Below are 12,923 nucleotides of genomic sequence, written 5' to 3'. Positions count from 1 at the left end.
GATCGCCGCAGGGAGTATGAATGGCCACCGGTTCGCGCGCAGACAGAGACGCCCTCGAAGCGTCCATCGACAGGATCACCCGGCTCGTCAAGGAGGTTCGGACCGCCGACCTCTCCGGCATCCAGGACCGCTGGGACCAGCGGCTGGACGGGCTGCAACAGCGCATCAACACCACCTTGTCCGACGTGCTGGGCGCCGACTCGCTCGAGTACAAGCAGCACCAGGTGTCGCTCGCCTCCTCGCTGGACACCAGCTTCGGCGACCGCTACACGGTGGAGGAGTTGCAGGAGAGCCTGAAGAAGGCCGTGGACAACGCGATCATCAACCTGAACGCGGTCAAGAAGCTGCTGAGCGACCGGCTCGAACGCGGCAGCGCCGCGCCGGCAGCGGCGTCGAAGAAGCCTGCACCTGCACCTGCACCTGCACCTGCACCTGCACCTGAGCCCGAGCCCGAGCCCGAGCCCGGGCCCGGGCCCGGGCCCGAGCCGGAACCGGAACCGGAGCCCGCACCTGAAGCCGAGGTCGCGGTCGAACCGCCACCCGCGCCGCCGGCACGCCCGCCGGCGGGCAGGCACTCCGCTCCCGCGCCGGCGTCCACGCCGGTGCGGACCCCCACCCCGGCCCCGACCCCGGCGCCGGCGACCACCAAGTCCCACAAGCCGTCCATGCCCACCTCCCACGCCTCCCCCTCCGCGGCTCCCGGCCGCCGTGTCGCCATCGTCAGCAGCCTGGGGGACACCGCGAGCGCCGTGGTGTCCAAGTTCGTGACGCAGCTCGGGTTCCAGACCACCGTGGTCGGCTCCGAAGCCCCCGTCAGCGACGACTCCGCCCGGATCGACCGCCTCGAGGGCGTGCGCGGCGCCGACTTCGCCATCGTGCTGCTGCCTTCCACCGGGCTGGCGCCCGGCGCCGGCCTCACGACCGAGACGCTGCTGGAGATCGGCTTCCTGTTCGGCGTGTTCGCCCGCAACCGCGTGCTGTTCCTGGTGCAGGGGCAGCCCACCGTCGCGCCGGACCTGCAGGGCATCGTGCGCGTGCAGCCCATGGATGGCGGCGACCTGTGGCGCCTGCTGCTCGCGCGCGAGATGCGCAAGTCCGGGCTCGACGTCGACATGAATCTGGCGATCTGAGCGCCACGGCATTCTTCACCGCACGGTGAAGAATGCCTTGCCCTGGGGGGCCATCTTTTCCGTCGCACGGGCCTAGAGTGCGGGATCGCCATCGTGCAATCCCGAGAGACGACCCATGACGACCTACAAGATCGCCTGCATCCCCGGTGACGGGATCGGCAAGGAAGTGGTGCCCGCCGGGCAGCAGGCGCTGCAGGCGCTGGCCGCGGCGCAGGCCGGCCTGACCTTCGAGTTCCAGAGCTTCGGCTGGGGCGGCGACTGGTACCGCGCCCACGGCGAGATGATGCCGGCCGACGGGCTGGAGCAACTGCGCGGCCAGGACGCCATCCTGTTCGGCTCGGCCGGCGATCCCGACATTCCCGACCACGTGACCCTGTGGGGCCTGCGGCTGAAGATCTGCCAGGGCTTCGACCAGTACGCCAACGTGCGGCCCACGCGCATCCTGCCCGGGATCGACGGGCCGCTCAAGCGCTGTGCGCCGAAGGACCTCGACTGGGTGATCGTGCGCGAGAACTCCGAGGGCGAGTACGCCGGCGTCGGCGGCCGCGCGCACCAGGGCCATCCGATCGAGGTGGCCACCGACGTGAGCATGATGACCCGCGCCGGGGTCGAGCGCATCATGCGCTTCGCCTTCCGGCTGGCGCAGTCCCGCCCGCGGCGCCAGCTGACCGTGGTCACCAAGTCCAACGCGCAGCGCCATGCGATGGTGATGTGGGACGAGATCGCGCTGCAGGTCAGCCGCGAGTTCCCCGACGTGGCGTGGGACAAGGAGCTGGTGGACGCCTGCACCGCGCGCATGGTCAACCGGCCGGCCTCGCTCGACACCCTGGTGGCCACCAACCTACACGCCGACATCCTGAGCGACCTGGCGGCCGCGCTGGCCGGCAGCCTGGGCATCGCGCCCACCGGCAACATCGATCCCGAGCGCCGCTTCCCCAGCATGTTCGAGCCCATCCACGGCTCGGCCTTCGACATCATGGGCAAGGGCCTGGCCAACCCGGTCGGCACGTTCTGGAGCTGCGTGATGCTGCTCGAGCACCTGGGCGAGCGCGACGCCGCCCGGCGGCTGATGCGTGCGATCGAAGCCGTCACCGCCGATGCGCAGCTGCACACGCGCGACCTCGGCGGCACGGCCACCACCGCCCAGGTGACCGATGCGGTGTGCCACCGATTGCTGAACGCCTGAAGATCTGCGACAAGCGTCGCTGCGGCCGTCGCTGGCGGCCACTCGAAGAACCACAGGAGACACACGATGAGAAAGCTGTTCGCCCTGGCCGGCCTCGCGCTGGCCGTCCCGTTGGGTGTCGCGCAGGCCGCCGCGCCCTCGCCGCCCTGCCCCGACAGGAACGTGCAGTACTGGCAGGCGTTTCCGCCCGGAGGCGAGTCCGACCTCTCGGCGCGCCACCAGCAGCTGGTGCTCAAGAAGAAGTGCCCGGCCATCGAGACGGTGATCCAGTACAAGGCGGGCGCGGGCGGCGCGCTGATGTGGACGCAGATGAACCAGCTGCCGGGCGACGGCGCCAACGTGGTCGGCGTCAACCTGCCGCACATCGTGTTCCAGCCGATCCAGGGTGACGTGCAGTACAAGACCGCCGACATCGTCCCGGTGTTCTGGTTCCACTTCACGCCCGACATCCTGGTGGTGAACGCCAAGAGCCCGATCAGGAACTTCCAGGAATTCCTGCAGGCCGCCAAAGCCAGCCCGGGCAAGCTGAGCCTGGCCGGCTCGGGGCAGTACTCGGCCAACCATGCGGCGCACGAACGCCTGGACGCCGCGTTCGGCATCAAGACCCTGTACGTGCCCTTCAAGGGCACCGGCGACCTGGCCACCTCGGTCATCGGCGGACAGGTCGACGGCGCGATGACGTACACGCCGTTCGCGATCGCCAACAAGGACAAGGGGGTGCGCCCGCTCGCCGTGGCGATGGACAAGCGCCACCCGCTGATGCCAGACGTGCCCACCTTCAAGGAGCTCGGGGTCGACTGGGTCGATGGTGCCTACCGCGGCATCGGCATGCCCAAGTCCACCCCGCCCGAGGCGCGCAAGCGCATCTCGGACATGTGGCTGGCGATGAACAACGAGCCCGAGATGCAGGAGCTGGCCGCCAAGTCCGGCTTCGAGCTGGTCAACGTGGGCGTCGAGCAGATGGACGCCTTCATGGCCGAGAAGTCCAAGCTGTACACCGAAGGCGCCGCCCGCATGGGCCTGGGCAAGAAGTAGCCGTTCGCACCTGGCTGCGGTGACGCCGCCCCGCTTCACCGCGGACGCGATGCTGGCCCGGCTGGCACGCTGGCTGCGCGTGCTCGGGCACGACACCCGGCTCGATCCGCAGCTGCCCGACGACGCGCTGGTGCGGCTGGCGGACCAGGAGCAGCGCATCCTGCTCACGCGCGACCGGCTCCTGCTGCGCGAGCTGCGCCCCCGGCAGGCGCTGGAGATCGTGCACGACGCGCCGCTGCAGCAACTGGCCCAGGTGGTCGCCGCGCTGCAGCTGCCGGCACCGGCCGAGCTGTTCACCCGGTGCACCGTGTGCAACACGCTGCTGTCGCCACCGTTGTCGCGCGAAGAGCGCGACGGTTTGCTGCCGCCCGACGTGCGCGACCTGCCCGGTCCCGCGCGCAGCTGCCCGGGCTGCGGCCGCGTCTACTGGCCCGGCTCGCATGCGAGGCGCATGCGCGAGGCGCTGGCGCGCGCCCTGCCCGGCTGGCTGCCGTGAAGGGCGGCCACGCACCCCCGCCCAGCACAAGCTCAGCTGTAAGTGAGCCGCCACCACTTTGCACATGGCAACGGTTGTAAACGGCTGAGGCACCCAAGAATCCGCACCTTGTTTACTGCTGAGCAGGAGGTGACGGATGGGCAAGCAACGAATCGCGCTGGGCGCGCTGGCATGGTCGGCGGTGGTGGCGGCCGGCCTGGTGGCCTGTGGTGGCGGCGGCGGCGGTGCCGCGGGCGTGGCCGGCGGTGACACCGGCGTCGCGGCCGGCGCCACCCTGGCGGGCGCCGGAACGATCGGTGCCGGTGGCAGCACCGGTGGCGGCAACGGCACGGGAGCCGACACGTCCGCGCCCACCGTCCTGGGCGACTGCGAGATGTTCCCGCCGCAGGCGGTGTTCAACACCCGCATCGACGACACGAGCAGGTTCCCGGCGCATGGCAGCAGCGCCGCCTGGATCGGCAGCATCGGCGGCAGCAGGCCGTTCCACGCGGACTGGTGGCTGGGCACCGACCCGACCCGGCGCGACGCCTACTACGGCATGCCCGTGAACGTGGTCGACGGCAGCGCGGCCACCACCGACTGGGCGACGCTCCAGTACGACTTCCGCGCCTCTGGCGTGAGCAGCAACGTCGGCTATCCGCACGAGAGCGACTGCGCGGTGGACAACGGCAACGGCTACGGGATCGCGCGCGGCTGCAGCAACGTGGCCGCCGGCCAGCGCCGCTTCCCGTTCCCGCGCACCAACCTGCTCAACGAGGGCGGCACCTGCAACGACCCCAACACCTGCGGCGACCACCACGTGCTGGTGGTCGAGCAGGGTGCCTGCCGCCTGTGGGAAGGCTACGCCACGTTCAAGCTCTCCGGCCAGTGGTACGCCATGGCCACCGCCGCCTGGGACATGAAGTCGCTCGACCTGCGGCCGGCCAGCTGGACCGCGGCCGATGCGGCCGGCCTGCCGATCACGCCGTTCCTGGCCAAGGCGGCCGAGGCGTCCAGCGGCGAGATCCGGCACGCGCTGCGGGTGACCTTCCGCGACGCGGTGCTGTCCAACGGCTACGTGTGGCCGGCGCGCCATGGTGCGGGCAGCGCCAACGCGGGCGGGATCCCGTTCGGCTCGGTGCTGCGCCTGCGCGCCGACTTCGCGATCCCCGACAACTGGACCACCCAGGCCAAGGCCATCGCCAGGGCCGCCAAGCAGTACGGCCTGTACGTCGCCGACATCGGCGAGGACTTCTACATCCAGGGCGAGCCCAGCGCGGCCTGGGACGAGAACACGTTCCGCCAGCTGGGGGCCATCCCGCTGTCGCAGATGGAGTTCGTCGACATGGGCGCAGTGACCCGCGACCCGCGCTTCTCGGCCGGTTCGATGGCGGCCCGCTGGTAGGCTGCAGGTCTGTTCTGGTCGGTCGATGCGCCTGGCGGGCCGCCGGGGCGCGCCGCAGCCCGGCAGGCAGCGCCGCGACGAAGCGGCTAGAGTGCCTGTCCTTCTGCACGCGAGGATCCCATGCGCTACCACCCGCTCGGCCGCACCGGCCTGTTCGTCTCCCAGCTCTGCCTGGGCACCATGACCTTCGGCGGCAGCGACGGCATGTGGGGCCAGATCGGCCGGCTGCAGCAGGCCGAGGCCGAACGGCTGGTCGGCCAGGCGCTGGACGCCGGCGTCAACTTCATCGACACCGCCGACGTGTACGCGGGCGGCGTCTCGGAGGAGATCACCGGCCAGGCGCTGCGCAACCTGAAGGTCCCGCGCGAGCAGGTGGTGGTGGCCACCAAGGTGTTCGGCGAGACCGGTCCCGCGCCCAACACGCGCGGCGCGACGCGCAGCCACATCCTCGACGGCGTGAAGGCCAGCCTGCGGCGGCTGCAGCTGGACCACATCGACCTCTACCAGATCCACGGGTTCGATCCGGCAACGCCGCTCGAGGAGACCGTCCGCGCGCTCGACCAGCTGGTGCGCCACGGCCACGTGCGGTACGTCGGGGTTTCCAACTGGGCGGCCTGGCAGATCGTCAAGGCCCTGGGCATCGCCGAGCGGCTGGGGCTGGCCCGGTTCGAATCGCTGCAGGCCTACTACACCGTGGCGGGCCGCGACCTCGAGCGCGAGCTCATCCCCATGCTGCGCAGCGAAGGGCTGGGCCTGATGGTGTGGAGCCCGCTCGCCGGCGGACTGCTGAGCGGCAAGTACGGGCGCGAGCCGGGCGGCCCCGAGGCCGGCGGCCGCCGCACCACCTTCGACTTCCCGCCGGTCGAGAAGGACCGGGCCTGGGATTGCGTGGATGCGATGCGGCCGATCGCCCAGTCCCGGGGGGTCTCGGTCGCACAGGTCGCGCTGGCCTGGCTGCTGCACCAGCCGCAGGTCACCAGCGTGATCGTGGGCGCCAAGCGGCCGGAGCAGCTGGCCGACAACCTGGGCGCCGTCGAGGTCCGCCTGTCGGCCGAGGAGCTGCAGGCGATCGACGCCGCCAGCCGCCTGCCCGCCGAGTACCCCGGCTGGATGCTGGAGCGCCAGGGTGAGGCGCGCCGGCGCCAGCTGGCCGAGTCGGCCGCGGGTCGCTGACGTCGCACGCGCCAGCAGAACGGCCGGGCGTGGCCCGGCCGAGGGGCGGACGGTCGCGGCCTCAGACGACCGTGACGAAACGCCCCAGGTGCTGCGACTGCAGGATGTGGCGCACCTGCTGGGCCACCGATCCCAGCCAGCGGCGGCCGGTGTCGCCCTGCGCGGCATCGAGCAGGATGCGATCGCAGGCCAGTTCCTGGGCCGTGCGGGCGATGGTCTCGGCCCGGCGGCCGGTGCGCACCAGCGACCGGAACGGCACGCCCGCGGCCTCGAGCAGGGTCTCGGCCGGCGCGAGTTCTTCGCGGCCGGCGTCGCGCTGCAGCCGCTCCAGCTCGGACGGGCTGAAGTAGCCGGCCACGTGGCCATTCACCGGCGGCTGCACGCTGAGCAGGCAGATGCCGGCGGCCTCGTGGCGGTGCAGGCGGATCGCCTCGGCCAGCGCGCGCTCGCGCTGGGCGATGCTGCCGTCGAGGGGGACGAGCAATTGACCCACGGCCGTCACCCGCTGTGCGTCAGGAGTGCGCCTTGGCCGCCGTGGCGTCGCCCGCGCCGGCCGCCTTCGCGGCCAGCCACTTGCCCAGGGCGATCACGATCAGGGCGCCGGCGATCGGCGCGGCCCAGTGCAGCACGTGCTGCTCGGCCGCCCAGGCCTTGATCGACGGATCGGACAGCGCCATCTCGCCGGCCACCCAGCCCAGCAGCCCGGCGCCGATGGTGATGATGATCGGGAAGCGCGACATCAGCTTGAGGATGATGGTGCTGCCGAAGATGATCAGCGGGATGCTGATGACCAGACCGACGACCAGCAGCACGATGTCGCCCTTGGCGGCGGCCGCCACGCCGATCACGTTGTCCAGGCTCATCACCAGGTCGGCGATCACGATGGTCTTGATCGCGGCGGCCAGGCTGGAGTGGCCCTGCAGCTCCTCCTCGTCGTCCTCGCCCTTGAGCAGGCCGATGCCGATCCACAGCAGCAGCGCCGCGCCGATCAGCTTGAGGTAAGGCAGCGTCAGCAGGTACACCGCGAAGAAGGTCAGCACCAGGCGCAGCACGATGGCGCCCACGCTGCCGAACATGATGGCCTTCTTCTGCTGCTGCGGCGGCAGCGAGCGGCAGGCCAGCGCGATCACCACCGCGTTGTCGCCGCTCAGCACGATGTTGATCATGATGATCTGCAGCAGCGCGATCCAGAAGGTCGATGTGGACAGGAAGTCCATGGGGGATGTCTCCTCGTGATCGGGAGCCCAGTGCCCCCGGCGTCCACGAGGATAGGAAGAGCCGCTGTCGGCTCCTTGTCGCCCGGCTGTCGCCAGGCTTACGCGGCGGTCGCTGCGCCCTCGGGCGGCGGGAAGTGCACGGTGAAGGTGTTGCCGGTGCCGTCGGCATCGTCCTCCAGCGTGATGCGGGCGCCGTGCAGTGCCGCGATCTCGCTGACGATCGCCAGCCCCAGCCCGCTGCCGTCGGCCTTGCCGCCCAGCAGCCGGTGGAAGCGCTCGAACACCCGCGTGCGTTCCTGCGGCGGGATGGTCGGCCCGTCGTCGCTGATCGACAGGATGCGTTCGTCGCCGCCCGCCTGCACCTTGACGGTCACGCGCCCGCCCTCCTGGCTGTAGCGCACGGCGTTGTCGATCAGGTTGTTGATCAGATCGCGCAGGCGGTCGGGGTCGGCGTCGATCAGCGAGGGTCGCTCCTGCCCCTCGAACCCGAGGTCGATCGAGCGGCGCAGCGCCTGCGGCGCCCATTCCATGCAGATCTCCAGGGCGAACGCCTCCAGGTCCACGGCCTGCAACCGCACCGCCGACGCCGCGCCGGGCTCGTTGCGCGCCAGCGCCAGCAGCTGCTGCACCAGGCGCGACAGCCGCTCGGCGCTGACATACAGCTGCGCGAGGCTGTGGCGCACGCGTGCCGGGTCGTTCTCACCGAGCGCCAGGTCGATCTGCGCCTTCAGCCCGGCGACCGGTGTCTTCAGCTGGTGCGCCGCATCGGCCACGAAGCGGTTCTGCGCCTCCAGCGCGCCACCGAGCCGCAGCATCAGCGCGTTGACCTCCTCCACCAGTGGCCGCACCTCCAGCGGCACCGGCCCGGGGTCCAGCGGGCTGAGATCCTGGTGCGAACGCCGCGCGAGCCCCCGGCCGATCGCCTCCAGCGGGCGCAGCCCGTGGCCGACCGCCCAGTACACCGCGGCGCAGGCCATGGCGATCAGCAGCACCTGCGCCGCCAGCAGGCTGGCCACGATCTCCCAGGTGAGGCGCCGCCGCTTGTTCAGGGTCTCGGCCACCTGCACCAGGATGCGCTGCGATGGCCCGGCGCCCTGGTAGGGGAGCCAGGAGACGGCGACGCGCACCGGGTCCTCGCCGAGGCGGTGCGAATAGAACAGCGGCGTGCCATTGACCGGCGGCCGCGGCGGTGGCGCCAGGTCCGGGTGGCCGCCCAGCGACCGACCGACGCCGTCCCAGACCCGCAGCGCCAGGCGGTCGTCCTGGTCCACCAGCAGCGCCTGCTCCGCCGCCGGCGACAGGTCCAGCCGCGGACCGGCGGGCCCGCCGTGCACATGCAGCGCCACTTCGCGGGCGATCTCGTGCAGGCCGCGGTCGTAGGCCTGGTCGGCCAGCCGGTCGGCGGTCCACCAGCCGATGGCGGTGTCCAGCACCAGCAGGGCCACCAGCGGACCGAGCAGGCCGGCGACGAGCGCGGACTTCAGGCGGGGCTCAGCCCTCGCCATGGCTGCGCTCCATCAGGTAGCCCATGCCGCGCACCGTGCGGATCTCGCAGCCGAGCGGCTCGAGCTTCTTGCGGATCCGGTAGACGTAGACCTCGATCGCGTTCAGGCCCACCTCGTCGCCCCAGCCGTACAGGTGGTTGACGATGTTCTCCTTGCTCACCACGCGGCCCGCGCGCAGCAGCAGCAGCTCCAGCACCGCCAGCTCGCGCGCCGACAGCTCGATCGGCCGGCCCTCGTACGAGACGCGCCGGCCCACGGTGTCCAGCTGCAGCTTGCCGTGGTGCAGCACCGGCGAGACGGCGGCGGCGCCGCGCCGCAGCTGCGCGCGCACGCGGGCCTCGAGTTCGGGCAGGTCGAACGGCTTGGTGAGGTAGTCGTCGGCGCCCGCATCGAGCCCCGCGACGCGGTCGGCCAGCGCGTCCATCGCGGTGAGGATCAGCACCGGCGTCAGCGCGCGGCGCGCGCGCAGGCGGCGCAGCACCTCCAGGCCGGAGAGCCCGGGCAGGTCGATGTCGAGGATGGCGAGGTCGTAGGTGGCCGACAGCAGCGCCCGGTCGGCCTCGTCGCCGGTGGCGGCCACGTCGACCGCATAGGCCGACCGCATGAGCGCCCGGCCGAGCGCGTCGGCGAGCACCTTGTCGTCTTCGGCCAGGAGGATGCGCATGGGAGTGGAAGGCGGGCAGCACGCCATTCTGCCGGACAGGGGCCCGCATCCCTGGGCCGTCCTGCCGGTGGCGCGGGCCTGCAGCCGCACCGCGATCCCGCCTGCCGCCCCCGCCAACCCAAAAAAAAGCGCCCCGCGGGGCGCCTGGTCGGGGCCGGCCGCTCAGGCCGTGCGGAACCGCGTCAGCATGTGCACCAGGCGTTCGGCCTGGCTGCGCAGCGACTCGGTCGCCGCGTTCGCCTGCTCGACCATCGCCGCGTTCTGCTGGGTCGACTCGTCCATGGCCGACACGCTCTGGTTCACCTGCGCGATGCCGGCGGCCTGTTCCGTGGCAGCGCGCGAGATGTCGTCCACCGTGCTCGCGACCCGTTCGATGGCCGAGACGATGCGGCCCATGGTCTGGCCGGCGACCTGCACCTTGCCGGCGCCGGCGTCGATCTGTTCGACCGAGGAGCGGATCAGGCCGCGGATCTCCCGGGCCGCCTCCGCGCTGCGTTGTGCGAGGGTGCGAACCTCGCTGGCGACCACGCTGAAGCCGCGGCCCTGCTCGCCGGCGCGCGCCGCCTCCACCGCCGCGTTCAGCGCGAGGATGTTGGTCTGGAACGCGATCGCGTCGATGGTGCCGATGATCTCGCCGATCTTCTTGGCCTGCGCGTTGATCGCGTCCATCGTCTGCACGACGTCCGCCACCATGGCGCCACCTTCGCGTGCCACGGCCGACGCGTCGTGGGCCATGGTGTTGGCTTCACGGGCGTTCTCGGCGCTCAGGCGGATGGTGGTCGACAGCTGTTCGACCGCCGCGGCGGTCTGCTGCAGGGCCGACGCCGTGCTCTCGGTGCGCGAGGACAGGTCGGTGTTGCCGCTGGCGATCTCGCCGGCGGCCGTGTTGATCTCCTCGGCCGTGCGGCGGATGTCGACGACGATGCCGGTCAACCCGCGCGAGACTTCGCCCAGCGCCGCCAGAACGCGGCCGGTCGCATCGGACGACACGTCGGCCGCGTCGCGGGTCAGGTCGCCCTGCGCCAGTTGCCCGGCCAGCTGTGCCGCCTCGCCCAGCGGCTGGCTGATCGCGCGCGCGAACACCCACGACAGGCCGCCCGCCAGCAGCAGCGCCACCAGCGTGGTGCCCGCGATCACCAGGCTGTTGCGCATGGCGGCGGCGCCGGAAGCGGCGACCAGGGCGGCGTTGCGCTGCTGCTCGCGCTCGACGAACTTCTTCAGCAGCGCCTGGCTGCTGCGGAACTGGTCGTCCATGGTGACCACGAAGCTGGTCGCCGTGGCGACGCCCGCCGACTTGATGTCCAGCGTGTCGCGCACGCTCTTGGCGTAGGCCCCGAACTCGCGGGCCAGCTCGGCCAGCGTCTGCGCCTGTTCGGGCGACTGCTGCGGCGCCCCGGCGGCGGCCTTGACCCCGGCCTCGAACGACTTCAGGCGTTGCAGCACGAGGTCGTCGAGTTCCTTGATCTTCTCCGGCCGGTGGCCGATGGCCTCCCAGGTCAGGCTCTGGTAGACCTGCTGGTGCAGCTCGGTCATCTCGCGGGCGAACGACTGCGCATTGACGATGCGCTTCATGCCGCCCACGCCGATGGCCTGCAGGTCGGCACCCGAGGCGCGGTTGGCGAACCAGCCGACCGCCGCCACGATGACCAGGCACACGATGGCGAACGCCGGTGCCAGCGACACCTTCAGGCCGATGGAAGTGTTGCGAAGGAAATTGCCCATGGCGCGCCTCGATGCGTTTCCTGGCCGGCCCGCGTCAGCGGTAGATGCCGACGCCGATGAAGCCTTCGCCGTTGGGCTGCTTGATGGCGTAGGTGGACTTGCCCATCATCTTCTTGGAGATGGGATCGGGCCAGTCGTAGTCGTACCAGCCGCCGCCGGACGTGGCCTTCTGCAGCAGCCCGCCGATGACGGGCTTGCCGTTCGGGTCCTTCACGGCGGACATGTCCTTGCCCACCAGCTTGTCGTTGCCGCCGTGCGCCAGCGCGACGCCCTTGCTGTCGTAGACCATCACGTACAGGTCCTTCTTGGTCCAGGCGGCCTTGTCGGTGGTGAAGTCCTTGTAGGCCTTCTCGGTGCCGACCTTCTTGATGTGCTCGAAGGCGGCGTTGGCCATGGTGGTGGCCTCTTCCTTGTTGGCGCGCTCCTGGGCGATGGCGGGCGCGACGAGGCACGCGACCGTCACGACGGCGGCGGCATAGCGGTGGAACGAATGCATGGGATCGATGGATTGAGAGGTTGAAGGGGATCGGCGCCAAGGCGCCTGCCGGGTTTTTCGGGCGGCCCGGGCAAAGCTTGAGCGCCGGATCGCGCCTGGCCGGCGAGGGGCATCGCGCCCGCGCCACGACGAGGCCGTCCGATGGTGCCGGCCAATCTGCTGCGGCGGTGCGCCGAACAGGGCCGCTTTCGGCGCGCTCATCCGGCGATGAGACAGGCTCACCCCCGTCGCGGCGCGGCCCGGTCGCGCAGGCAGGCCTGCGCCGCTCACCTTGCCTTCGCTCCAGACGCAAAAAGGCCGGGCGCTCGGCCCGGCCTTGCCAGCATCGGTGCGGCGTCCAGCGTGCGCGACGCCCCGCCCGTCCCCGGTCAGTCCTCCACGAAGGCTTCCTCGCGCTTGGCCTTGATCGAGGGCAGCGCCACGATCACCACCAGCGCCGCCGCCGCGGCCAGCAGGCTGGCGGACAGCGGCCGGGTGACCAGCACGCCCCAGTCGCCGCGCGAGAGCAGCAGCGCGCGCCGCAGGTTCTCCTCCATCATCGGGCCCAGGATGAAGCCCAGCAGCAGCGGCGCCGGCTCGCAACCGAGCTTGATGAAGCCGTAGCCGACGATGCCGAAGATGGCCACCATCCAGATGTCGAAGACGTTGTTGTTCGTGGAGTACACGCCGATCGCGCAGAACAGCACGATGGACGGGAACAGCCAGCGGTAGGGCACGGTCAGCAGCTTGATCCACATGCCGATCAGGGGCAGGTTCAGGATGATCAGCATCGCATTGCCGATCCACATCGAGGCGATCAGGCCCCAGAACAGCTGCGGGTTGCTGGTCATGACCTGCGGCCCGGGCTGGATGTTGTGGATGGTCATGGCGCCCACCATCAGCGCCATCACGGCGTTGGGCGGGATGCCCAGCGTC

Annotated in this window: 13 protein-coding genes; 6 read left to right on the top strand and 7 right to left on the bottom strand. The window is 71.2% G+C overall.

Annotated elements, in window-relative coordinates; all coding sequences use genetic code 11:
• Nucleotides 1-20: 20 nt before the first annotated feature.
• The 6 genes from VFE82_RS09650 (at nucleotide 21) to VFE82_RS09625 (ending at nucleotide 6,404) form a co-directional block, all read left to right on the top strand.
• A complete protein-coding gene (locus VFE82_RS09650; protein WP_325000094.1) occupies nucleotides 21-1,130 on the top strand; it encodes a hypothetical protein in 1,110 nt (369 codons plus the stop codon).
• Nucleotides 1,131-1,245: 115 nt separating this feature from the next.
• Nucleotides 1,246-2,316 (top strand): tartrate dehydrogenase, encoded by a 1,071-nt coding sequence (locus VFE82_RS09645; protein ID WP_325000093.1) that lies wholly within the window; start codon nucleotides 1,246-1,248, stop codon nucleotides 2,314-2,316.
• Between the two features lie 66 nt (nucleotides 2,317-2,382).
• Nucleotides 2,383-3,351, top strand: coding sequence for a tripartite tricarboxylate transporter substrate binding protein (locus VFE82_RS09640; protein ID WP_325000092.1), 969 nt, complete (start codon nucleotides 2,383-2,385; stop codon nucleotides 3,349-3,351).
• A gap of 19 nt (nucleotides 3,352-3,370) precedes the next feature.
• A complete protein-coding gene (locus VFE82_RS09635) occupies nucleotides 3,371-3,847 on the top strand; it encodes a Mut7-C RNAse domain-containing protein (protein ID WP_325000091.1) in 477 nt (158 codons plus the stop codon).
• A gap of 136 nt (nucleotides 3,848-3,983) precedes the next feature.
• A complete protein-coding gene (locus VFE82_RS09630; RefSeq protein ID WP_325000090.1) occupies nucleotides 3,984-5,231 on the top strand; it encodes a hypothetical protein in 1,248 nt (415 codons plus the stop codon).
• Nucleotides 5,232-5,351: 120 nt separating this feature from the next.
• Nucleotides 5,352-6,404, top strand: coding sequence for an aldo/keto reductase (locus VFE82_RS09625; protein WP_325000089.1), 1,053 nt, complete (start codon nucleotides 5,352-5,354; stop codon nucleotides 6,402-6,404).
• 61 nt (nucleotides 6,405-6,465) lie between these two features.
• Here the strand turns inward: VFE82_RS09625 and VFE82_RS09620 are convergent, their stop codons facing one another.
• The 7 genes from VFE82_RS09620 to VFE82_RS09590 form a co-directional block, all read right to left on the bottom strand.
• A complete protein-coding gene (locus tag VFE82_RS09620) occupies nucleotides 6,466-6,897 on the bottom strand; it encodes a universal stress protein (protein WP_325000088.1) in 432 nt (143 codons plus the stop codon).
• Between the two features lie 19 nt (nucleotides 6,898-6,916).
• Nucleotides 6,917-7,621: a TerC family protein gene (locus VFE82_RS09615; protein ID WP_325000087.1), complete on the bottom strand. Its 705-nt coding sequence runs from the start codon at nucleotides 7,619-7,621 to the stop codon at nucleotides 6,917-6,919.
• Between the two features lie 98 nt (nucleotides 7,622-7,719).
• Entirely contained in the window at nucleotides 7,720-9,126 is a 1,407-nt protein-coding gene (locus VFE82_RS09610) for a sensor histidine kinase (RefSeq protein WP_325000086.1), read from the bottom strand.
• Entirely contained in the window at nucleotides 9,113-9,790 is a 678-nt protein-coding gene (locus tag VFE82_RS09605) for a response regulator transcription factor (protein WP_325000085.1), read from the bottom strand. Before VFE82_RS09605 ends, VFE82_RS09610 begins: the two co-directional genes overlap by 14 nt.
• Before the next feature lie 162 nt (nucleotides 9,791-9,952).
• Entirely contained in the window at nucleotides 9,953-11,512 is a 1,560-nt protein-coding gene (locus VFE82_RS09600) for a methyl-accepting chemotaxis protein (protein ID WP_325000084.1), read from the bottom strand.
• Nucleotides 11,513-11,546: 34 nt separating this feature from the next.
• Nucleotides 11,547-12,008 (bottom strand): cache domain-containing protein, encoded by a 462-nt coding sequence (locus VFE82_RS09595; protein ID WP_325000083.1) that lies wholly within the window; start codon nucleotides 12,006-12,008, stop codon nucleotides 11,547-11,549.
• 368 nt (nucleotides 12,009-12,376) lie between these two features.
• A partial coding sequence (locus tag VFE82_RS09590; protein ID WP_325000082.1) for a tripartite tricarboxylate transporter permease occupies nucleotides 12,377-12,923 on the bottom strand: 547 nt, incomplete at its 5' end.

It is taken from the genome of Ramlibacter sp., assembly GCF_035655895.1.
Lineage (GTDB): Bacteria > Pseudomonadota > Gammaproteobacteria > Burkholderiales > Burkholderiaceae_C > Ramlibacter.
The sequence above is the reverse complement of the archived record's forward strand: the minus strand, read 5'-3'. Positions and strand labels throughout refer to the sequence as shown.